We start from the raw sequence: 21,285 nt of genomic DNA, 5'->3' as shown, positions 1-21,285 counted from the left end.
CTGAGTCCCCTGAGTCCCCTGAGTTCACCGACCCGGCTCGTGACTCTTGCCCTGGCGGTGGTCGCGGTCCGGATCGGCGGTGGTGCCGTCATCGTCGTGCGCGGGCAGGCGCCTGCCCCTGCTCTCCGCCACGCGCAGCACATCGCGCAGCGCCTCGCACAGGCGGTTCGCCAGGAACCGGAGTTCTCCGGCGTCCGCCTTGCGGTCGGCGAGTAGCGCGCGGGCGTGGCCGAGAAGTTGTGTCCCCATGGATAGCTGGAGGGCTTCGATCTTGTCGGCGCGTCGGCTCAGGGGGCTGTCGCCGTGGTCCGCCGCCAGGTAGCACGGCTTGCCGTCCGGACTGGTCCAGGGCAGCAGGCGCAGGCCGGTCGTCGCGTTCATCCGGCTGCCTCCGCGCCGTGGATCCGGGAGGCGAAAAGGGCACTCACGCACGCGCGTGTGCGCCGGTTAGGGTCGGTCACGTCATCAGCTCCTCTATGGCTACGGCTGGTGGCTGCGCCCCCGGACGCTCCCTCCAAGTCGCGTCGCGGGGGTCCTGCGTGTAGCGGGCCTTGTTCACTGTTTGTAGTGCAAGCGTGGCTGTCGGTGCGTACGCTCGGCAGTGGTTGGACTCCCGACCGCACCTTGGGAGGCAGGAGTTGCGTACATGGCCGCGCGCAAACGCGAACTGACACCCGAACGAAGCGTTCGCCATCTCTTCGGCGCCGAGCTGCGCCGACACCGCGAAGCGGCGGGGATGAGCCTGGACCAGCTCGCCGAAGTGGTGAACTCGAGCCGCAGTCACCTGGGTCGGATCGAGCTCGCGGAGTACATGATCCCTCCCGAACTCCCCGCTCAGCTGGACGCGGCGTTCGGCACGGACGGGATCTTCGTGAAGCTGTACGCGCTGGCCCGGCGCGAGGTGCACCCGGACAAGTACCGGCGGCGCATGGAGCTGGAGACGCGTGCGCAGGCCATCGCCTGCTACGCCGGGCAGCTCGTGCCCGGTCTGTTGCAGACGGAGGACTACGCACGGGAGCTGTTCCGGGTCAGCAACCCCGAGGCGACGGCAGAGGAAATAGAAGAGAAGGTGGCGGCTCGCATGAGTCGGCAGGCTCTGTTGCGAGGCACCCCAGCGCCTCATCTGTCGGTGGTCTTGGACGAGGCGTCCGTGCGGCGGCCGATCGGCGAGCCGGTGGTCATGCGTGCCCAACTGGCCCGCCTGGCAGAACTGGTGGACACTCCCACCAGCGTGATTCAGCTGCTGCCGTTCGAGCACGGTGGGCATGCGCTGATGGGCGGCACGCTGAATCTGCTGACGCTGGACGACGGTACGACCGTCGCCTATGAGGAGAGCATCGCTACGGGTGAACTCTTGGAGGACAGGGAGAGGGTGGTGAGGCGTATGCGGTCGTACGATCTGCTCAGGGCATACGCCTTGTCGCCGACCCAGACGGCGGCATTCATCCGTTCCGTCATGGAGGCATTGACGCCATGAGTGGCACCCCTGATCTCTCCCGCGCGGAGTGGGTCAAGTCCAGCTACAGCAACGGTGATGGCGGTGATTGCGTCGAGTGGGCACCCGCCTACGTGTCCACCGGCCGGGTCCCCGTCCGCGACAGCAAGGACCCGCACGGCCCCGCACTGGTCTTTCCGGTGGCAGCCTGGTCGTCCTTCGTCTCGGCCGTCAAGGGTGGCGGGTTCCCCACTGCCTGATCCGGTCAACGGCACCAGAGCACGGCCCTCGCTGCTGGCGGGGGCCGTTGCGCCGCATCGTTCTTATCCTGGCTGTGATATGCCCGAGTCGACGGGGGTGGGCGTTGGAACGCGGGGAGTTGATTGCAGGCAGGTACGAGCTGATCGAACGGCTCGGCCGTGGGGGTATGGGCGAGGTGTGGGCCGGAAAAGACCGGAGCCTGCGCCGTGATGTCGCGGTCAAGCTGCTCGTCCTCCAGGATGCGCCCGACTCGGAGCTGGCCCTGCGGTTCGAACGGGAGGCCGTGGCTGCCGCGCAGGTCAACCATCCCAACGCGGTCGCCCTTCACGACCGTGGCGTTCACGAGGGCGCGCTGTTCCTGATCATGGAGAAGGTCGAGGGCGCCACGCTCACCCAGCACATCCGTGACGAGAGTCCGATGACCGCCGCCCGCGCGCTGGAGATCGCCTACGGGATCTGCGCGGCACTCGTCGCCGCGCATCAGGCCGGTGTCATCCACTACGACATCAAGCCGCACAACGTGATGATCAACCCCGATGGCCAGGTGAAGGTGGTCGACTTCGGTATCGCCGGGTTCGTCCAGACCATGTTCACCGTGGCGGGTTCCTCCCAGCTGACTCCTGCCGGCACCCCCGAGTACGGCGCACCGGAGCAGTTCCTCACCGAACGCGGCGACGTGCGTTCGGACCTCTACGCCTTCGGCGGGGTGCTGTTCGCCCTGCTCACTGGTCGGCCACCCTTCACCGGGCACAACGCCTTGGCGCTCGTACGCCGCAAACTGGACGAGGACGCACCCCCGCTCGCCTCACTCCGCCCGGACTTGCCGCCCGCGCTGACGGCGCTGGTCGCCGAACTCCTGGCTCGTGATCCGCAGCGACGTCCTGAGTCGGCGCGGCAGGTCCTCGAACGCCTCAGTCGCCTGCGGACCGCGCTCGCGTACGGCCCTGCGGACAGTTCGGCCGAGGCTCGTAAAGTGCTGCTGGCCAGGACGGCCGGGGCGATGAGGGCCGTGCTCGCCCAGGCGGAAACGCTTGCCCGGGCCCGGCTCGGGCAACGCGTCTCCCGGCCATCACGGCCGTCCGCGGAGACGGCAGTGCAGACGCGGCGCCTGCCCAGCTCCGCCGGACCGTTCGACGCGACCTGGACCGGCGAGGAGCCGCTGTCCACCTACGCACGCGGGCCGGGCGTCTTCCGTGCCTGGTTCTGGGCCGTGGGATTGTCGATGGCGGCGACAGGAATGATCTACTTCCCGATGGGTACGGGGCACTTTCAGAGGGGACCTGAGGCCGATTTCACCCCGTGGGTGCTTCTCTTCGTATCGGGGGGCCTTGTCGCGGTTCCTGCGGCCCTCGTGGTCGTCTGGGCGGTCATGAACACCTTCTGGGAAGTGCAACACGCGCTCCTGCGCAAAAAGAGAGGCGGATGGGGGCTGCACGTCGGTCCCCAGGGCATCGTGACCCACAGCGCCGCGGGAAGGCACGAGTTCGCCTGGGACCGGATCCAGCGCGTTGCCATCGAAGAGATCCAGTGCTCACCGTCGTACCAGTACACCGGAGTTCACATCGACCTCGCGTCCGGTGCCACGCGGCCGACGATGATGCGGCCGGCGGGGTGGCTCTATGCCGAGCCCGGCACGGTCAAAGTGCGCCCGAGCGGGCGGATCCCCATCTGTGTCCTCGGCCCGATGACGGAGCGACAGCGGACCGATCTGATGGAAGCCCTCTCCGAGTACGGCGGTCAGCGGTGGGTGCCGTCGGCCTCCTTTGGGACGCTGCCCATCGATCTTTGATCAGGCATCCCGCAGCCGTCGCACCATCGGCTCGTAGTTGGCATGGCCGCCTTTCACCCATGCCTCGGCGCACTCCAGCGCGGTGCTGCCCTGGTACGAGGTGTCGCGGACACCGTGGCGGAGAAGTTCGTCGACGAGTTCGAGAAGTATGTCGCCGGGCACCTCGCGCTCGTAGTAGCCGGTGAAGTGGAGCAGCGCGTGCAAGGCCGGGCCGTCCCCCGGCCGTAGCCACGTCCGCTGGGCCGCCACCTCGGCGTCCTCGGGGCGGGCTCCCGACTCCAGGAGGAACCGCACCGCGTTGACGCGTGTTTCGAGGGCAGGTCGGCCGTCGCTGTAGGGCAGGACGGCCAAGAGATCCATGGCCGCGATTGTGTACGACGGTCAGTGCCCGCGCTGGTCGATGAGCACGGCCAGGCCGTCCAGGATGCGCTGGAGGCCGAACTCCCAGGCCTGGTCCTGCCCGCCGGACTGTTCCGCCGAGGCGAGGGCGGCGGCCAGGGCGGGAAAGCGCTCGCCCTGGGCCCGCATCAGGTCGGCGAGGATGCCGCTCAGCTCCGCCTCGGGGGTGCCCGCCGGGCCCGCCGCCCGGGCCTGCTGGGTGATGGCGCGTACATGGCCGACCAGCAGCACGACCGCGTCCATCCGCTCGGCGCCGCTGAGCCCCGTACCGTCCAGCGCGGAGATGGCGCGCTCCATCCAGCCCAGCTCCGCGGGCCCCATGACCCGCGGTCCGACGGTGGCGTCCAGCGTCCATGGGTGCTGGAGGAAGGCGGAGAGCAGGTGGCGGGCCCAGTCCGCCAGCCGGCCCCGCCAGCCCGACGGCTGTGGGCCCGCCGCCGGGTACGGGCCGATCGCGGCATCGACCATCAGCGCGACCAGCTCGGCCTTGCCCGGGACGTAGCGGTACAGCGCCATTTTGGTGACGCCCAGTTGTGCGGCGACCCGCTGCATCGAGACGCCGGCCAGCCCCTCCGAGTCGGCGATCTCGATCCCGGCCCGCGCGATGCGGTCCAGGTCGAGGGTCGGCCGGGGGCCGCGTGACGGCTTGGCGTGGGGGCCCCACAGCAGCCGCACGGTCTCGGCAGGGTTGTCGCCCATGTCCGTCGCCCTTCCAGCCTCGGCATCTTGGCGTGCCAAATAACTGCGTCTATGGTACACAGTAATTAATCGTGTCCGTCGGACACAGTTCTCAAGGGTGGGGAACCATGAACCGGAACGTCCTTATCTCCGGCGCGAGCATCGCCGGTCCGGCGCTGGCCTATTGGCTGGGGCGCCACGGCTTCAACCCGACGGTCGTCGAGCTGGCCCCGGCCCTGCGCGGTGGCGGCCAGGCCGTCGACTTCCGGGGCGATACGCACCTGACCGTCCTGGAGCGCATGGGCCTGCTGCCCGAGCTGCGCGCGATGCAGACCGGCGGCTCCCCGATGACCTTTGTGGACGAAGGCGGTCGGACCTTGCTGCACCTGCCCGCTGAGTTCGCCGGCGGCGCGATCGAGGTGCTCCGCGGCGACCTGGCCCGGCTGCTGTACGAGCGCAGCCTGGACCACACCGAGTACCTCTTCGGCGACTCGATCACCGGCCTCACCGAGACGCCCTCCGGCGTGCGGGTCGACTTCCGGCACGCGGCCTCGCGCGAGTTCGACCTGGTGATCGGCGCGGACGGGCTGCACTCCAACGTCCGGCGCCTCGCCTTCGGCCCCGAGGAGGACTACGTGAGCCACCTCGGCTACTACGCAGCCACCTGGCAGCTCGCCAACGAACGGGGGTGGGGGCGGGGCTCGGTCGGCTACAACACGCCGGGGCGGCTCGCCTCCGTCGGGGCCGACCGCCGGGACCCGGCGCGGGCCGGGGCGTTCTTCGTCTTCGCCGGTCCCGAGCTGTCGTACGACCGCCACGACCCCGAGCAGCAGAAGCGTCTGATCGCCGACGCCTTCTCCGGACTCGGCTGGGAGGTGCCCCGCCTGCTCGATTCGCTGCGCCGGGCCCCCGAGCTGTACTTCGACTCGATCAGCCGGGCAGACGTGGACACCTGGTCACGGGGCCGGGTGTGCCTGGTGGGCGACGCCGCGTGCGGGGCCACCATCGGGGGGATGGGCACCGGGACCGCCATGGTGGCCGCCTATGTGCTGGCGGGCGAGCTCGCGCGGGCCGGAGGCGACCATCGAGCGGCCTTCGCGCGCTACGAGGACAGGCTCCGGAAGTACGCCAAGGGCTGCCAGACCGGCGGCGACCGCACCGGGAAGTTCCTCGCGCCCGGCACCGCGACCGGCCTGCGCTTCCGCAACGGCCTGCTGTCCAAGCCCGTCTTCCTGAACTGGATGCTCAGGCTGGGGGAGAAGGTCAGCAGCGATGTGGCCCTGCCCGACTACGCCGCCGAGCCGCGTCGCCCGAACCCAGGGCCGGGCGTGTCGGGGGACGTTGTTACGTTCCCCGTATGACGGAGCATCTGGAAGATCTCATTGTCCGGGCCATTGCCGCACGCGATGGTGACGCCCCCGAACTCGAGGAACTGGCGAGGACCGCTCCGGAAAGCCTGGCGCCTTATCTGCCCCGGCTCCTCGCCGCGGACGTGGTGTATCCGGCCGCGCTGTACTGCGCGGCCGACGACGAGACACAGCGTGGTCTCGTCGCCGAGGCCGATGCGGGCGGCAAAGGCGCACTCCGCCTGAACCACCTGCTGGCCGCCCTGGCCCAGACACGGGGACCGGTCGCCGAGGAGGCCTTCCGGCGGTGGCGCGACCAGCCGCCGCCCGGCGCCGACAAGCTCTTCCTCACGCCCGCCGAGTACATGCCGGAAGGCGGCTGGACGTTGGAGGGGGACCGGGCCCGGGAGCTGTGCGGGCCCGTCGCCCACCACCTGGTGGTCGAAGCAGCCGAGGAAGCCGAAGAAAGCCGGATCCCGCAGGAGCGCTGCCGGGGATGCGGCGCCGCGCTGTGGACCGCGCTGGACCTGGACACGGCCGACGCACGGGTCGCCGGGGCGCTGGTGCACGCCGGCTGGTCGGGGCGGCTGCGGCTGGTCCTCTGTTACGGGTGCGCCGTCGACGAAGCCGACCCGGTGTTCCTCGGCGTCGGGCCGGACGGGACCTCCCGCCTTTCGGATCCGCCCGAGCCCGGTACGGGCCTCCCGGCGGCCGGGGCGCCCACCGAGCGCCTGGTCCCCGGCCACCCGTCGGGCCCCTACCCCGACGGCTCGGCGATCGGCGGCCGGCCGGTGTGGATGGACGACGCCGAGTACCCGCGGTGTCCGGCGTGCGGGAAGCTCATGGCGTACATCGCCCAGATCGATATGCAGGACATCAGCCACATGGTCGGCTACCACACGTTCTTCCTGGACGCCGGGTGCGGCCTGGCGGCGATGGTCTCGCAGCCCGAATGACGTGCGCTACCCACGCACTTCGAGGGAGAGATGCGCGGACAGCGCGCGGAGGAAGTCCGGCGCGTCGAAGATCTCGCCCGCGGAGGCGACACCGACCGTCCTGGTCCGTCCCGTGAGGATGCGGTGGACCGCTTCCACCGCGAGCGGCGCGGAGACGGCGTAGATGTCCTGGCCCCTTGCCACGGCGCGCCGTTCGGCGCCGCCGTTGCGCACGACGACATCGACGAGGAAGGTCTGCGCGGACCGCCCGCGCTCGTCGACCGCCTCCGGCGCCGGGGTGTCCGGGGCCGACAGGTCCCGGGCGGCCTCGACCGCCATGTAGGTGCGCACCTCGGGGATGGACAGGTGGCTGGGGATGGTGACGACGTCGGCCATCGTGAACTCCCCGATCACGGCCCGGGGGCCCATAGGGTCGGGGAAGGGCCACTCCAGGGTCGGCAGTTCGTCGTCGTGGTACTCCAACTGTCCGTTCGCGTAACGGACGTGTCGGCCGCCCCGCCGCTGCCGGGAGACCGCGCCCGCCGTGCGCGTCCCGGCGGTGGGGTGCCAACCGTTCAGCCCGTACGCGATGTGCGCCTCGTCGGCCGCCGTCCAGTCGTCGCCCATCGCGGCGGTGGCCAACAGGTCGCCGAGGCCGCCGTAGAAGGCCATCGCGGGGACGATCGCCGTTCCCGCGGCGCGGGCGCGGTCCGCGAAGTGGGCGAAAGTGTCGACATTGGCTTCGATCTCGGCCGCCACGTCCACATACGGGATCCCGGCGCGCAGGGCCGCCTCGATCACGGGGGCGGCCGTCGTGGCGAAGGGCCCGGCGCAGTTGATCACGGCCGCCGCGCCGGCCAGCGCGCGGTCGAGCGAGGCCGGGTCGTCGACCGACGCCGGGCGGGCGTCCAGGCCGGATTCGGACTCCGCCAGCACCTTCAGCTTGTCGGCGTCCCGCCCGGAGAGAACCGGGACGAAACCGCGTTCCCGCAGCTCTGCCACCACAAAGCGCCCGGTGTGCCCGTACGCGCCGAACACCGCCACCGTGAGCCCTGATCCCATGGTTCTCTCCCGTACTTGAATGATCCGCTGCGATCCGTCACGGACATCCTGGCGAGGGCGGGCACCCCACACGAGTGTCCGGAACGACATGACCCATACAATTCCGGACGTGAACACTGTCGCGCTGGCCGTCACCGACGGGATGCTTCACTTCGAACTGTCCGCGGCGTGCGAGGTCTTCGGCGCCGACCTGACCGGCGTGGCCGACCCCTGGTACGACTTCGTCCTCTGCGGGACGGGCGCCGTGCGGGTCGGCCGGTTCCGCCTGGAGCCCGACCACGGGCTCGACCACCTCCGGCGCGCCGACACCGTGATCGTCCCGGGCTGGGCCGATATCGACGAGGACCCACCGGCCGACCTGGTCGACGCGGTGCGCGCGGCCCACGAGGCGGGCGCGCGCGTGGCCTCCCTCTGCACGGGCGCGTTCGTGCTGGCCGCCGCCGGCCTCCTGGACGGGCTGCGCGCGACGACCCACTGGGCGCACACCGAGGTCCTGGCCGCCCGCTACCCGGAGGTGGAGGTGGACCCGGATGTGCTCTACGTGGACAACGGCAGCGTGCTCACCTCCGCCGGCAAGGCCGCCGCGATGGACCTGTGTCTGCACCTGGTCCGCCTCGACCACGGCTCGTCGATCGCCAACACGGTCGCCCGCCGCCTGGTCGTGCCGCCGCACCGGGACGGCGGCCAGGCCCAGTTCGTCACCACTCCGGTGCCCGCCCCGGACAACCATCCGCTCGCCGAGCTGTTCCCCTGGGTGATGGAACGGCTGGACCAGCCGCTGACCGTGGAGGACCTGGCCCGCCGGGCGCGGATGAGCTCGCGCAACCTGGGCCGCCACTTCAAGGTGGTGACCGGCACCACCCCGTTGCAGTGGCTGCTGACCCAGCGGATCCGCCACGCCCAGGAGTTGCTGGAGACGACCGGCGACAGTGTCGACGCCATCGCGGCGGCCACCGGCATGGGCACCGCCACGACCTTGCGCCGACACTTCAACCGCACGGTCGGGGTGCCCCCGGACACCTACCGGCGCACCTTCCGCTCCCGGACGGGGCCGGCCTGATCGGCGCGTCGGCCGTGCCTCAGATCCCCGCCGCCTCCGCGAGATCCGCCTTGAGCGCCGACAGGACCTGCTCCGCCGTCGCGCGCGCCGCGGCGAGGGCGTCCGCCGCGGGGGCGTCGACCACCACCTCCAGGTAGCACTTCAGCTTCGGCTCGGTGCCGCTCGGGCGGACGATCACCCGGGCCGACCGGACGGTGGACCCCGGGATGGCGCCGGCCCGGCCGGAGAGCTGATAGCGCAGGCCGTCGGTCGGGGGCAGGGCCGCCGTACCGCGCGAGAGGTCCTCGCCGGCGGACACCGCGAGGCCCGCGAGCTCGGTGGGCGGCTGTTCGCGCAGCCGCTTCATGACCTGGGCGATCAGGGACAGGTCCTCGACGCGCACGGACAGCTGGTCGGTGGCGTGCAGCCCGTGCTCCAGCGCGATGTCGTCGAGCAGGTCGGTGAGGGTGCGGCCCTGCTCCTTGAGCTCGGCCGTCAGCTCGGCGACGAGCAGGGCGGCGGTGATGCCGTCCTTGTCGCGTACGCCCTCGGGGTCGACGCAGTAGCCGAGCGCCTCCTCGTAGGCGTAGCGCAGCCCGTCGACCCGGGCCAGCCACTTGAAGCCGGTCAGCGTCTCGGCGTACGGGAGGTCCGCGGCCTGCGCGATGCGGGACAGGAGGGAGGACGAGACGATCGAGGTCGCGAAGGTGCCGCGGGCGCTCTTGTGGATGAGGTGAGTGGCCAGGAGCGCGCCGACCTCGTCGCCCCGGAGCATCCGCCAGGCGGTCGCGGCGGGGGCCGCGGCCGGTACGGCCACCGCGCAGCGGTCGGCGTCCGGGTCGTTCGCGATGATGATGTCGGCCCCGCCGGGGCCGAGGCCGCGGGCGGTGGCGAACGCCAGGTCCATCGCGCCCGGCTCCTCCGGGTTGGGGAACGCGACGGTCGGGAAGGCCGGGTCCGGCTCGCCCTGCTCGGCGACCACCACAGGGGCCGGGAATCCCGCGCGGGCGAAGGCGGCGGTGACGGTCTCGCGGCCGACGCCGTGCAGCGGGGTGTAGACGACGCGTACGTCCCGAGGGGAGCCGGGGGTCAGAACGGCGTCGGTACGGGCGAGATAGGCGTCCAGGACGTCGTCGCCGAGGGTCTCCCAGCCGGAGTCCGGGCGGGGAACGCTGTCGAGGGCGCCGATCGCGGCGATCTCGGCGGCGATGTCGAGGTCGGCGGGCGGCACGATCTGGGAGCCGTCTCCGAGGTAGACCTTGTAGCCGTTGTCGCGGGGCGGGTTGTGGCTGGCGGTGACCTCGACCCCGGCGACGGCGCCGAGGTGGCGGATGGCGAAGGCGAGGACGGGGGTGGGGAGCGGGCGCGGCAGCAGCGCGGCCCGGAGGCCCGCGCCGGTCACGACGGCGGCGGTGTCGCGGGCGAAGTCGGCGCTCTTGTAGCGGGCGTCGTAGCCGATGACGACGAGGCCGGGCCGCTGCGCGGTGGGCGGCTGCCCGGTGGAGTGCCCCTGCTCGGCGAGGTACGCGGCGAGGCCGGCGGCGGCGCGGATGACCACGGCGCGGTTCATGCGCATGGGCCCGGCGCCCAGTTCGCCGCGGAGGCCGGCGGTGCCGAACTGAAGGGTGCCGGAGAAGCGGTCGGCGAGCTGGTCGAGGGCCGTGGGTTCGCCCGTGTCGGCCGCCTGGAGCAGCTTGGCCAGCTCCTCGCGGGTCTCGGGGTCGGGGTCCTCCGCCATCCAGGTGCTGGCCTTGGAGATCAGCTCGGACTCGGGGGTGGGCGCCATGGGAGGCCTCCTGGGGTGGCTGGGGGGTGGCTGGTGGGGCTGGCGGTGGCTGGGTCGGGTGTGCGGTCCGGGGGCGGGGCCGGGCGGCGCTGTCGCGAGCCCGCGTCCACCGCCTCGGGGCCGCCGGGGGTTGGATGGCCGCCGAGCGTGGCTGACCAGTGAGTACCCCGGGAAACGGGCACGACGCCAGGGCCCGCGCGGGGCGGGTCGGCGACGGCCCGGTCCGGTGCCGCGCGTTGGCGGTCGCCGTCGTCCGGTCGCCCGGCCGTGCGCTACCCGGCCTGCGGGTCGCCCGGCCGTCTCTCGCCGGGTTCGGCGGTGGCTCTCCCCCTTACCTGCCCCTTCCCGACCGTTTCGATCTGCGGCTCCGCCGTGTGGGTGGCTCCGCCCCAGACGCCGGGGTCCGGAGGCGGAGCCCCTGTGCGGCAGAGTCGCATATCGACAGGGGGAGGGAAGGGGCGGGGAGGGGAGGGGAGCGGCCCGCCGCAGGCGCCAAGATCCGCCGGACAGGGCGTAGTGGACTGGGCCGGCAGCCGCCCAGCGGTCCGGTCCGGTCCGGCGGCTCGGGCCGGCAACCCTGCCCAGCGGTTCGAACCAGCGGCTCGGGTCCGCGGCCTGGGGCAGCGTGTCCCAGGCACCGGCTCGGCGTCCGCGACCCGGGTCCGGCGGCTCCGGTCGACCCGGCCGGGTCAGCGGGTCCGGCAGGCGGCTCCGGGTCCGAAACTCGGGTCCGTAACTCGCGTCGCGGCGGCTCGGGTCGCGGCGGCTCGGGTCCGTACGGCCGGGGTCACCGGCCTGAGGCAGAGCGTCCGGGGCGCCGCATCGGGTCCTGCGGGTCCGGTCCGGCGGGTCCGGTCCTGCGGGTCCGGGGCGGTCGGGTCCGGGGCGTCGGCTCGGGTCGGCGAGCCGGCGGTTCGGGCCCCCGCCCGCGGGCGGGGCGCCGGCGGGTGCCGTCAGACGCGGTCGAGGACCTGCGCCAGGAGGCTCCCCATCCGCGCGGCCGAGTCGCGGCCCGCCTGGAGGACCTCCTCGTGGTTGAGGGGTTCGCCCGTCATGCCCGCGGCGAGGTTGGTGACCAGGGAGATGCCGAGGACCTCGGCGCCCGCCTCGCGGGCGGCGATCGCCTCCAGGGCGGTGGACATGCCCACCAGGTCCGCCCCGAGGGTGCGGGTCATGTTGATCTCGGCGGGCGTCTCGTAGTGCGGGCCGGGGAACTGCGCGTAGACGCCCTCCTCGAGGGTGGGGTCGATCTCCCGGCAGAGCGCGCGCAGCCGCGGCGAGTACAGATCGGTGAGGTCGACGAAGTTCGCGCCGACGATCGGGGAGGCGGCGGTGAGGTTGATGTGGTCGCTGATCAGCACCGGCTGACCGGGGCGCATGCCCTCGCGGAGGCCGCCGCAGCCGTTGGTGAGGACGACGGTCTTGCAGCCGGCGGCGACGGCGGTGCGTACGCCGTGCGCGACGGCGGCGACACCGAGGCCCTCGTAGAAGTGCGTGCGGCCGAGGAAGACCAGCGCTCGCTTGTCGTTGATCTTGTACGAGCGGATCTTGCCCGCGTGGCCCTCGACGCTGGGCGGCGGGAAGGAGGGGAGTTCGGTGACCGGGAACTCGTGTTCCGGGGCGCCCAGGGCGTCGGTGGCGGGCACCCAGCCGGAGCCGAGGACCAGGACGACGTCGTGGGTCTCTTCGCCGGTGAGTTCGCGCAGGCGTGCGGCCGCGACGTCGGCGGCGGCGTAGGGGTCCCCCTGATGGGTAACTGATGCGTTCACGCGCATGAGACTAGCCGGTGATTGCCTACGCGCGTAGACGTTCTTGACGACGGTGTTCGATTCTTTGCCAAGGCGCGATCGAACCGCGTCGGGGTGGTGTGGAAAGAGGCACGGAAAGGGCACGGCAAGGGCAGGGCAAGGACAGGGCACGGGAAGGGCGGCGGGGCGCCCGGCCTCAGCAGGGGCGCTTGCGCAGTTCCATGACGTAGTCGTGCGGGGCCCCCGCGGATTCCGCGGCGTCCGCGATCTCGCCGAGGTAGCGGGCGGAGGGCAGGCCGCCCTCGTAGCCGTTGAGCACATAGAGCCAGGCCGGCTCGTCGCCGTCCAGGGTGTGGACCCGGATCCGCATCCGGCGGTAGATGTCCAGGCCGACCCCCTCCCAGCGGTCCATGGAGTCCTCGTCCATGGGGGCGATGTCGTACAGGGCGACGAAGACCTGGGAGCGCGGCGCCTCGACGATGGTCGGGAGGGCACCCTCCCAGCCCATCTGCTCGCCGCCGAAGGTGAGGCGCCAGCCGTTGATCCACCCCGTGCCGCGCAGCGGGGAGTGCGGTGCGCGGCGGGACATCAGCCGCGCGTCGAGGTTGCCGGCGTACGCGGCGTAGAGCGACATGGCTCAGAGGGTACGGGAGTGAGGGAGGAAGGTTTCGGGGGCGGCGGGAACCCCCCGTGAGAGTGATGTCGAACGGGTGCGGGACAATGGAGCATGTGACTCGGATCGTGATCATTGGTGGCGGACCCGGCGGCTATGAGGCGGCGCTGGTCGCCGCACAGCTCGGCGCGGAGGTGACCGTCGTCGACTGCGACGGTCTGGGCGGGGCGTCGGTGCTCACCGACTGTGTGCCCTCGAAGACATTGATCGCCACCGCTGAGGTGATGACGAACTTCGACTCTTCGTACGAGGAGTTGGGGATCATCGTGGCCGATGACACCCCGCCGCTGGCGCAGGCGGCCCAAGTCGTGGGCGTTGACCTGGGCAAAGTCAATCGACGGGTGAAGCGTCTCGCGCTGGCCCAGTCGCATGACATCACGGCTTCGGTGACGCGCGCGGGCGCGCGGGTGATGCGCGGGCGCGGGCGGCTGGAGCCGTCGCAGGCGCCCGACGGGTCGCGGAAGGTGATCGTCCGCGCCGCCGACGGAACCGAGCAGACGCTGGTCGCGGACGCCGTGCTGCTGGCGACCGGGGCGCACCCCAGGGAGATCCCGGACGCGCTGCCGGACGGCGAGCGCATTCTGAACTGGACGCAGGTGTACGACCTGGACGAGCTCCCGGAGGAGCTCATCGTGGTCGGCTCCGGCGTCACGGGCGCCGAGTTCGCGGGCGCGTACCAGGCGCTGGGCTCCAAGGTCACGCTGGTCTCGAGCCGGGACCGGGTGCTGCCGGGCGAGGACCCGGACGCGGCGGCCGTGCTGGAGGACGTCTTCCGGCGGCGCGGGATGAATGTGATGGCGCGCTCGCGGGCGCAGGCCGCCAAGCGGGTCGGCGACCGGGTGGAGGTGACGCTGGCGGACGGCCGGGTGATCACGGGCACCCACTGTCTGATGGCCGTCGGCTCGATCCCGAACAGCGCCGAGATGGGCCTGGAGGAGGCCGGGGTCCGGCTCAAGGAGTCCGGGCACATCTGGACCGACAAGGTCTCGCGGACCAGCGCGCCGGGCGTGTACGCGGCGGGCGACTGCACCGGGGTGCTGGCGCTGGCGTCGGTGGCGGCCATGCAGGGCCGGATCGCGATGTACCACTTCCTCGGTGACGCGGTCGCCCCGCTGAACCTGAAGACCGTGTCGGCCAACGTCTTCACGGACCCGGAGATCGCCACGGTCGGCTACTCCCAGGCGGATGTGGACGGCGGGAAGATCGACGCCCGGGTGGTGAAGCTGCCGCTGCTGCGCAACCCGCGCGCGAAGATGCAGGGCATCCGGGACGGCTTCGTGAAGATCTTCTGCCGTCCGGGCACCGGCATCGTGGTCGGCGGTGTGGTGGTCGCGCCGCGCGCGAGCGAGCTGATCCACCCGATCTCGCTCGCGGTCGACAACAACCTGACGGTGGAGCAGATCGCCAGCGCCTTCACGGTGTACCCGTCGCTGTCCGGCTCGATCGCCGAGGTGGCGCGGCAGCTGCACACGCGGAAGACGCAGGAAGAGGCCTAAGGGAAGCGCAGCCCGCTCCAATACCATCCCGAGGGGTCGCAGAAGAACAACATCGGTTAATTGGTGCAAGCTGCTGAAACCAGACGGTCGTTGGCGTTACTGTCAGTTTCGTGTTCGCTGCAGAACGTCGCCAATTGATCCTTGAAATGGTGCGGGCGAACGGAGCGGTATCGCTCCGCGAGCTCGCCCGCGTCGTCCAGACCTCCGAAGTGACCGTCCGGCGGGATGTGCGGGCGCTGGAGGCAGAAGGACTGCTCGACCGCCGGCACGGCGGTGCGGTGCTGCCGGGCGGATTCACCAGGGAGTCCGGCTTCCCGCAGAAATCCCATCTAGCGACCGCGGAGAAGACGGCCATCGCCGATCTCGCGGCCGGTCTCGTCGACGAGGGCGAGGCCGTCGTGGTCGGCGCCGGGACGACCACGCAGGAGCTGGCCCGCCGGCTCGCGCGTGTCCCGGGCCTGACCGTGGTCACCAACTCCCTGCTCGTCGCACAGGCGTTGGCGCACGCCAACCGGGTCGAGGTCGTCATGACCGGCGGCACCCTGCGCGGCTCCAACTACGCGCTGGTCGGCAGCGGCGCCGAGCAGTCCCTTCAGGGGCTGCGGGTCAGCCGGGCCTTTCTGTCCGGCAGCGGGCTGACCGCCGAGCGCGGCCTGTCCACGTCCAACATGCTGTCGGCGAGCGTCGACCGCGCGCTGGTCCAGGCGGCGGCGGAGGTGGTGGTCCTCGCGGACCACTCCAAGCTCGGCACCGACACCATGTTCCAGACGGTGCCGACGGACGTGATCACCCGGCTGGTCACGGACGAGCCACCCGCGCACGACGACCGGGCCCTGACCGAGCTCCAGGCCCTCGCCGACCAGGGCGTGCAGATCGCGGTGGCCGGGCCGGGCGCGGGCTCGGGCCCGGCGGGCGGCGACGGCGGCCCGGCGGGGCCGGGGCGGCAGCAGCCCCGGCACGGCGGCCCGCCCACCGCGCGCGCCGGCGAGGAGGGGCTGCCGCTCCCCGGACCGCGCCGCAACCACCCGCACCCACCGGGGGGCGGGGCGGGCGCCACGCTGCGCGGCGGGATGCCGCTGGCGGAGCAGCCGGGGGGCCGGGTCGCCGACCTGGCGCCACGGCGGCGCTGAGAGCGCAGAGGGCGCTGAAGCCCTGGCCGGGTCAGCGGGACTTGAGCCCGGTGAAGGTCAGGGCCAGCAGCCGGTCGGCCAACTCCGGGTCGTCCGGCGACTGTTCCACGGCCAGCGCGATGGCGTTGGTCAGCTGCATCAGATCGTCTATGCCGACGTCGGACCGTACGTTCCCGGACTGCTGGGCGCGGGCGAGCAGCGCGCTGCCCGCCTCGCGCATCGGCAGGCCGCACCCCTGGGACAGCGAAGAGCTCGCGTCCCCGGAGGCGGCCATCAGCGCGTGCGAGAGCCCGCGGTAGGTGCTCGCGTAGTCGATGATCTCGCGCAGCCAGTCGACCAGCGCACGGCACGGCTGCGGGGCCTTCGCCAGCTCACGGGCGCGCGCCAGCAGCGCGCACACCTCTTTCTGGAAGACGGCCCCCATGAGCGCGGTGCGGTTGGGGAAGTGCCGGTAGAGGGTGCCGATGCCGACGCCCGCGCGGCGCGCGATGTCCTCCAGCGACGCGTCGGTACCGTGCTCGACGAACGCGGTCCTGGCCTCGGTCAGCAGCCGCTCGTAATTGCGGCGCGCGTCGGCGCGCATGGGGCGCGCTGGGGCGTGCGCTGTGGCTGTCTCCAACGCCATCGCGGTCCTCCCTGCGCCGTTGGTCGTACGGGTCCGTGGGTCAAGCATGCCATTACGAGCCGGGTCGGGGCGGCGCCGGCAGCGGGGGCTGGGGCTCGGCGCGGTACGGGTCGAGAGCGGCCGCGCGCTCATGGTAAGGGGCCCGGGACAACAGGCAGGCCAGCGTCCACATGGTTCGCTCGGCGGCCAGCTCGGACGGCAGCGCCAGGCCCAGCGACTCGGCCAGCGGCTTGCGGCCCACGTTGACCAGCGCTCGTACGGCGGCGGCCCACACGTCGGTGGCCGTCACGGCGGACCGGTACCAGAGCGGGATCAGCGCGACCAGGACGGCCGCGGTGGTCAGCAGCGCGGTGCGGTCGGCGTCCGCGGAGCCCAGGGCGGCCAGGGCGGCCGCGGCCACCGCGGCGTGCCCGTAGAGCAGGGATATGAAGAAGTCGACGCTGGCGCGGGCCAGTTCCTCCTGGCGGCGGACCTGCTCGGGCGCCGTGCCGGTCAGCTCGCCCCAGAGCACCTGGGTGTCGAGGCGGAAGCGGTCGTAGCCGTACTCCTCCAGGCGGCGGATCGCGTTGCCCAGGCGGGTGGGGGCGATCTGGTCGCCGTCGATCGGGTAGCGGCTCAACCGCTCCTGGAGCAGTGCGCGTTGTGCCGCCGTGCGTAGCCGGTCCCGTCGGGCGGCCCGGGCGATACGGGGGGTGGCGCGCAGGTCGGCCAGTTGCCGGGCCGCCTCGGGCGGCAGCGCGCCCGCGCGCTCGCGCTCCTCCAGCCGCAGCAGGGTGAGGCGGTCGTGGAGCTCCTGCTTGGTCTGCCGGTGGCGGCGGCAGCGCGCGTCGTAGGCGGTGGCGGGCCACAGGACGTAGCCCTCCAGCAGGCGGTAGAGCAGGGTCTGCACGGCGGAGAGGACCAGCCCGAGGAGGAGGGACACGGTCAGCAGAAGGACGGCGGTGTTGACCTTCGACGAGGGCCACAGCCGCTGCGCCAGGTCGATGTGGTGGAGGCTGGGCGCGACGGTGAAGAAGAAGACGGAGAGGTTGAGGGCGGTGGGCAGGATCCAGCCGACGAGCAGCGTCCAGGCGCCGCCGAGCACGCCTTTGGCGATGTCACCCATGGGGGAGGGCCTCTCGTGGGTGGGTGTCTGGCAGGCGGGTCACGCGTTGTCGTCCGTCCGTCGTCCCAGTCGTCGTCACCGAACGGAGGCCCGGGGCCGGGCGGCCATGGCGTCGCCATAGGCTCCCCCTCCTCGGCCGGGCTCACATCCTGCCGCGCGGAGGGCGCCGGTGGCCACCGTATGCACCGGGCCCCGGTCGAGGGGATCGACCGGGGCCCGGGGTTCAGCTGTATGGCGAGGCGTCAGCCCCAGCTGTCAGTCCTTGATTTCGCAGATGACGGCGCCGGCGGTGAGGGCGGCGCCGACCTCGGCGGCCAGGCCCTTGACGGTGCCCGCGCGGTGGGCGTTGAGGGGCTGTTCCATCTTCATCGCCTCCAGGACCACGACCAGATCGCCCTCGGCGACCTGGTCCCCCTCGGCGACGGCGACCTTGACGATGGTGCCCTGCATCGGCGACGCCAGCGCATCACCGGACGCGGCCGATCCGGACTTCTTCACGGCCTTGCGCTTGGGCTTCTTCGCCCCTGCCCCACCACCCATAGGAACAGCCGCCACACCGAGGGAGGCGGGGAGGGAGACCTCCAGGCGCTTGCCTCCGACCTCGACGACCACGATCTCGCGCGCGACGGGCTCGTCGGTTTCGTCGGTGGTGGTGGGGGTGTAGGGGGTGATGGTGTTGGTGAACTCGGTTTCGATCCACCGGGTGTGGATGGTGAAGGGGTCGGCGGTGAAGGCGGGGTCGGTGACCACGGCGCGGTGGAAGGGGATGGCGGTGGCCATTCCCTCGACCTGGAACTCCGCGAGCGCGCGGGCGGCGCGCTGGAGGGCCTGGGTGCGGGTGGCGCCGGTGACGATCAGCTTGGCGAGGAGGGAGTCCCAGGCGGGGCCGATCACGCTGCCGGATTCGACGCCGGCGTCCAGGCGGACGCCGGGGCCGGTGGGCGGGGCGAAGGTGGTGACGGTGCCGGGGGCGGGCAGGAAGTTGCGGCCCGGGTCCTCGCCGTTGATGCGGAACTCGAAGGAGTGGCCGCGCACGGGCGGGTCGTCGTAGCCGATCGGCTCGCCGTCCGCGATCCGGAACATCTCCCGCACCAGGTCGATCCCGGTGACCTCTTCGGTGACGGGGTGTTCGACCTGGAGGCGGGTGTTGACCTCCAGGAACGAGATCGTCCCGTCCGTGCCCACCAGGAATTCGACCGTGCCCGCACCCACATACCCGGCCTCCTTGAGGATGGCCTTCGACGCGCGGTAGAGCTCGGCGTTCTGCTCCGGCGTGAGGAACGGGGCGGGGGCTTCTTCGACGAGTTTTTGGTGGCGTCGTTGGAGGGAGCAGTCGCGGGTGGAGACGACGACGACGTTGCCGTGGGTGTCGGCGAGGCACTGGGTTTCGACGTGGCGGGGCTTGTCGAGGTAGCGCTCGACGAAGCATTCGCCGCGGCCGAAGGCGGCGACGGCCTCGCGGACGGCGGAGTCGTAGAGTTCGGGGACCTCGTCCAGGGTGCGGGCGACTTTCAGGCCGCGTCCGCCGCCGCCGAAGGCGGCTTTGATGGCGATGGGGAGGCCGTGTTCGCGGGCGAAGGCGAGGACTTCGTCGGCGCCGGAGACGGGGTCGGGGGTGCCGGCGACCAGGGGGGCTCCGGCGCGCTGGGCGATGTGGCGGGCGGCGACCTTGTCGCCCAGGTCGCGGATCGCGGCGGGCGGGGGGCCGATCCAGGTCAGGCCGGCGTCGAGGACGGCCTGGGCGAACTCGGCGTTCTCGGAGAGGAAGCCGTAGCCGGGGTGGATGGCGTCCGCGCCGGACTCGGCGGCGGCGGCCAGGACCTTGGCCTGGTCGAGATAGCTGGCGGCGGGGGTGTCACCGCCCAGCGCGTACGCTTCGTCGGCCGCGCGCACATGTACCGCGTCCCGGTCCGGATCGGCGTAGACCGCAACACTCGCGATCCCCGCGTCCCGACAGGCACGGGCAACCCGGACCGCGATTTCGCCACGATTGGCGATGAGCACCTTGCGCACGATGGCTCCCTCCTTGAAACAAGCCGAGTTTAGGTACAGGTGACACCACACGCCGAGAAGAACTCGGGCGTGAGCTTGACCACACGGAGCGTGAAACTTGCTGTGAAGAGGCAGCCGTCTCCCCCGTCGTTCCACGGTACGCCCGGTTTTTCGGGCCGGACGACGGTTCGCGCGGCGGCCGGGTTCTCCGGTGGTCGGAGCGGTGGTCCGCCGTGTTTCTTTGTGGAATCCCTACGAACGCGGGACGGAAACTTTGCCGCGGCGTTCCGGTCTGACGAGTGCCTCCGCGACCCCTTGTCGCGGGGCTTACCCGTTAGTAGCGTTCGTGATGTCGAACCTCCTCGGGGGGACGGCCCCGAGCCGGTGCAGCGGAAGAGGTGGGGCGGGGTGGCGCGACGCAGACCTGTGGCCGTGGTGACGGCCGTGATGCTGATCGTGGAGGCGGCCGGAATAGCGCTGCTCAACTGGGTCCTGGGCCTGGTGGTCGACCGGCAGCAGATGTCCCTGGGCGGCCTCGACCCGGACGCGATGTCGGTCGGCACATGGGTGGCGGGCGGGGTCTTCGGCCTCTATCTGCTGCTGTGCGGCCTGGTGCTGCTCCGGATGGCCGTACGGGACCGCGCCCCGGGGCGCTTTGCCCGCATCCTGCTCATCACCTGTGCCGTGGTGCACGCGCTGGTGGGCGCCTTCGCGGTCGGCCTCGTCGGCTGGCTCGCCTTCGCGCTCATGATGGTGATGCTCGGCCTGATCGTGCTGAACCTGCTGGCGTACGACGAGACGGAGCGCCCGGCCGAGCCCGCCGGCGCGACCGTGGCCCCGGACGCCCCGCGTCCCGCTTGAGGGGTGCCGCGCGGCCGAGTTGCCGCCCGGCGCCGTAGCCGGGCGACGGGCGGCGACCGCCCGGCCGGTTCACTGCCCGGCGTCGGCCCACAGGTCGGTGATGCTCACGCCCAGCTCGGCCAGGAGCCGGCGCAGCAGCGGCAGGGACAGCCCGATGACGTTGCCCGAGTCGCCCTCGATGCCGTCGACGAAGGGCGCGGAGCGGCCGTCGAGCGTGAACGCGCCCGCCACATGCAGGGGTTCGCCGCTGGCGACGTACGCCGCGATCTCGGCGTCGGTCGGCTCGCCGAAGTGGACCGTGGTGGAGGCGGTGGCGGAGGTGCGGCGGCCGGTCGCCGTGTCGATCAGGCAGTGCCCGGTCCGTAGCACGCCTGAGCGGCCGCGCATGGACTTCCAGCGGGCGGTGGCCTCCTCGGCGTCCGCGGGTTTGCCGAGCGCCTGGCCGTCCAGTTCCAGGACCGAGTCGCAGCCGATGACCAGGGTCCCGGCCGCCTCCGGGAGCGCGGCCACGGCGCCCGCCTTGGCCTCGGCGAGTATCCGCGCCAGCTCGGCGGGGGTGTCGGCGCTCAGCGCGTCCTCGTCCACACCGCTGACGATCACCTCGAAGGCCAGCCCGGCCTGGCGCAGCAGGGCGCGGCGGGCGGGGGAGGCGGAGGCGAGGATGAGTGGGCGCGGCGTGTCAGTCATGCGCCCTAGCGTAGGTGGCCCGCCGGTCGTGGACACCGGCCCGGGCGCAGGTCACGGGTGCATGCTCAGCAGCAGCATCAGGGTCAGGGTCGCGACCGCGAGCACCGTGCTCGCGCGGCGGAGCATGTCCTGGGCCCGCCGCAGTTCGTCGGGCGGCTCGTCGGGCGGATCGGACCACAGCATGCGTTCGATCCTGCGCCGTGGCACGGCGGTGGCGCCTGAGTACGCGTACTCAGGC

The 21,285-nt window shown here is 72.1% G+C and carries 21 protein-coding genes; 9 read left to right on the top strand and 12 right to left on the bottom strand.

Features of this window, described 5'->3' with window-relative positions; translation table 11 throughout:
* Positions 1-24: 24 nt before the first annotated feature.
* The gene (locus tag ACH4S9_RS29640) at positions 25-381 is read right to left on the bottom strand and encodes a hypothetical protein (protein ID WP_385340884.1); all 357 of its coding nucleotides are present in this window, start codon (positions 379-381) and stop codon (positions 25-27) included.
* 265 nt (positions 382-646) lie between these two features.
* Here ACH4S9_RS29640 and ACH4S9_RS29635 point away from each other — a divergent pair, with 265 nt between their 5' ends.
* The 3 genes from ACH4S9_RS29635 (at position 647) to ACH4S9_RS29625 (ending at position 3,485) form a co-directional block, all read left to right on the top strand.
* On the top strand, positions 647-1,477 hold the full coding sequence (locus ACH4S9_RS29635) for a Scr1 family TA system antitoxin-like transcriptional regulator (protein ID WP_385340882.1): 831 nt from the start codon (positions 647-649) through the stop codon (positions 1,475-1,477).
* A complete protein-coding gene (locus ACH4S9_RS29630) occupies positions 1,474-1,695 on the top strand; it encodes a DUF397 domain-containing protein (protein ID WP_385340880.1) in 222 nt (73 codons plus the stop codon). Before ACH4S9_RS29635 ends, ACH4S9_RS29630 begins: the two co-directional genes overlap by 4 nt.
* Before the next feature lie 119 nt (positions 1,696-1,814).
* Positions 1,815-3,485: a serine/threonine-protein kinase gene (locus ACH4S9_RS29625; protein ID WP_385340878.1), complete on the top strand. Its 1,671-nt coding sequence runs from the start codon at positions 1,815-1,817 to the stop codon at positions 3,483-3,485.
* Here the strand turns inward: ACH4S9_RS29625 and ACH4S9_RS29620 are convergent, their stop codons facing one another.
* Complete coding sequence (locus ACH4S9_RS29620) at positions 3,486-3,845, bottom strand: hypothetical protein (RefSeq protein ID WP_385340876.1); 360 nt, start codon at positions 3,843-3,845, stop codon at positions 3,486-3,488.
* 21 nt (positions 3,846-3,866) lie between these two features.
* The gene (locus tag ACH4S9_RS29615; protein WP_385340874.1) at positions 3,867-4,583 is read right to left on the bottom strand and encodes a TetR/AcrR family transcriptional regulator; all 717 of its coding nucleotides are present in this window, start codon (positions 4,581-4,583) and stop codon (positions 3,867-3,869) included.
* Between the two features lie 107 nt (positions 4,584-4,690).
* Here ACH4S9_RS29615 and ACH4S9_RS29610 point away from each other — a divergent pair, with 107 nt between their 5' ends.
* Both ACH4S9_RS29610 and ACH4S9_RS29605 read left to right on the top strand, forming a co-directional pair.
* Positions 4,691-5,923 carry an FAD-dependent monooxygenase gene (locus ACH4S9_RS29610; protein WP_398374542.1) on the top strand — a complete coding sequence of 411 codons (1,233 nt, stop codon included), beginning with the start codon at positions 4,691-4,693 and terminating at the stop codon, positions 5,921-5,923.
* Positions 5,920-6,864, top strand: a complete 945-nt coding sequence (locus ACH4S9_RS29605; RefSeq protein ID WP_398374540.1) for a hypothetical protein — start codon at positions 5,920-5,922, stop codon at positions 6,862-6,864. Before ACH4S9_RS29610 ends, ACH4S9_RS29605 begins: the two co-directional genes overlap by 4 nt.
* Positions 6,865-6,870: 6 nt before the next feature.
* Here the strand turns inward: ACH4S9_RS29605 and ACH4S9_RS29600 are convergent, their stop codons facing one another.
* A complete protein-coding gene (locus ACH4S9_RS29600; RefSeq protein ID WP_311724197.1) occupies positions 6,871-7,905 on the bottom strand; it encodes a saccharopine dehydrogenase NADP-binding domain-containing protein in 1,035 nt (344 codons plus the stop codon).
* Positions 7,906-8,014: 109 nt separating this feature from the next.
* On the opposite strand from ACH4S9_RS29600, the gene ACH4S9_RS29595 reads away from it, so the two are divergent.
* Complete coding sequence (locus ACH4S9_RS29595; RefSeq protein WP_311724196.1) at positions 8,015-8,965, top strand: helix-turn-helix domain-containing protein; 951 nt, start codon at positions 8,015-8,017, stop codon at positions 8,963-8,965.
* Between the two features lie 19 nt (positions 8,966-8,984).
* Here ACH4S9_RS29595 and ACH4S9_RS29590 read toward each other — a convergent pair whose 3' ends face one another.
* The 3 genes from ACH4S9_RS29590 to ACH4S9_RS29580 all read right to left on the bottom strand — a co-directional run bounded on the left by ACH4S9_RS29590 (position 8,985) and on the right by ACH4S9_RS29580 (position 13,112).
* A complete protein-coding gene (locus tag ACH4S9_RS29590; protein WP_398374538.1) occupies positions 8,985-10,730 on the bottom strand; it encodes a phospho-sugar mutase in 1,746 nt (581 codons plus the stop codon).
* 953 nt (positions 10,731-11,683) lie between these two features.
* On the bottom strand, positions 11,684-12,505 hold the full coding sequence (locus ACH4S9_RS29585) for a purine-nucleoside phosphorylase (RefSeq protein WP_311724194.1): 822 nt from the start codon (positions 12,503-12,505) through the stop codon (positions 11,684-11,686).
* Positions 12,506-12,674: 169 nt separating this feature from the next.
* Positions 12,675-13,112: a gamma-glutamylcyclotransferase gene (locus ACH4S9_RS29580; RefSeq protein WP_311724193.1), complete on the bottom strand. Its 438-nt coding sequence runs from the start codon at positions 13,110-13,112 to the stop codon at positions 12,675-12,677.
* A gap of 86 nt (positions 13,113-13,198) precedes the next feature.
* Between ACH4S9_RS29580 and ACH4S9_RS29575 the strand changes: the two genes are divergently transcribed.
* Both ACH4S9_RS29575 and ACH4S9_RS29570 read left to right on the top strand, forming a co-directional pair.
* Complete coding sequence (locus tag ACH4S9_RS29575) at positions 13,199-14,647, top strand: NAD(P)H-quinone dehydrogenase (RefSeq protein ID WP_352130515.1); 1,449 nt, start codon at positions 13,199-13,201, stop codon at positions 14,645-14,647.
* Positions 14,648-14,757: 110 nt separating this feature from the next.
* Positions 14,758-15,777 carry a DeoR/GlpR family DNA-binding transcription regulator gene (locus tag ACH4S9_RS29570; RefSeq protein WP_311724191.1) on the top strand — a complete coding sequence of 340 codons (1,020 nt, stop codon included), beginning with the start codon at positions 14,758-14,760 and terminating at the stop codon, positions 15,775-15,777.
* Positions 15,778-15,808: 31 nt separating this feature from the next.
* Here the strand turns inward: ACH4S9_RS29570 and ACH4S9_RS29565 are convergent, their stop codons facing one another.
* From ACH4S9_RS29565 to ACH4S9_RS29555, 3 genes are all read right to left on the bottom strand, one after another.
* Positions 15,809-16,402 (bottom strand): helix-turn-helix domain-containing protein, encoded by a 594-nt coding sequence (locus ACH4S9_RS29565; RefSeq protein WP_358848392.1) that lies wholly within the window; start codon positions 16,400-16,402, stop codon positions 15,809-15,811.
* 52 nt (positions 16,403-16,454) lie between these two features.
* On the bottom strand, positions 16,455-17,507 hold the full coding sequence (locus ACH4S9_RS29560) for a hypothetical protein (protein WP_361183796.1): 1,053 nt from the start codon (positions 17,505-17,507) through the stop codon (positions 16,455-16,457).
* A 255-nt stretch (positions 17,508-17,762) separates the two neighbouring features.
* Positions 17,763-19,520, bottom strand: a complete 1,758-nt coding sequence (locus ACH4S9_RS29555; protein ID WP_398374534.1) for an acetyl/propionyl/methylcrotonyl-CoA carboxylase subunit alpha — start codon at positions 19,518-19,520, stop codon at positions 17,763-17,765.
* Positions 19,521-19,946: 426 nt separating this feature from the next.
* Here ACH4S9_RS29555 and ACH4S9_RS29550 point away from each other — a divergent pair, with 426 nt between their 5' ends.
* The gene (locus tag ACH4S9_RS29550; RefSeq protein WP_398374878.1) at positions 19,947-20,360 is read left to right on the top strand and encodes a hypothetical protein; all 414 of its coding nucleotides are present in this window, start codon (positions 19,947-19,949) and stop codon (positions 20,358-20,360) included.
* A gap of 69 nt (positions 20,361-20,429) precedes the next feature.
* On the opposite strand, the gene ACH4S9_RS29545 is transcribed toward ACH4S9_RS29550, so the two are convergent.
* Both ACH4S9_RS29545 and mmpB read right to left on the bottom strand, forming a co-directional pair.
* Entirely contained in the window at positions 20,430-21,047 is a 618-nt protein-coding gene (locus ACH4S9_RS29545; RefSeq protein ID WP_311724187.1) for a nucleoside triphosphate pyrophosphatase, read from the bottom strand.
* A 51-nt stretch (positions 21,048-21,098) separates the two neighbouring features.
* Positions 21,099-21,230 carry a morphogenic membrane protein MmpB gene (gene mmpB, locus ACH4S9_RS29540; protein WP_311724186.1) on the bottom strand — a complete coding sequence of 44 codons (132 nt, stop codon included), beginning with the start codon at positions 21,228-21,230 and terminating at the stop codon, positions 21,099-21,101.
* Between the last annotated feature and the right edge of the window lie 55 nt (positions 21,231-21,285).

The sequence above is a fragment of the Streptomyces sp. NPDC021225 genome (genome assembly GCF_044332865.1).
In the GTDB taxonomy this organism is placed as follows: domain Bacteria; phylum Actinomycetota; class Actinomycetes; order Streptomycetales; family Streptomycetaceae; genus Streptomyces.
This window is presented reverse-complemented; position numbering and strand designations above follow the sequence as displayed.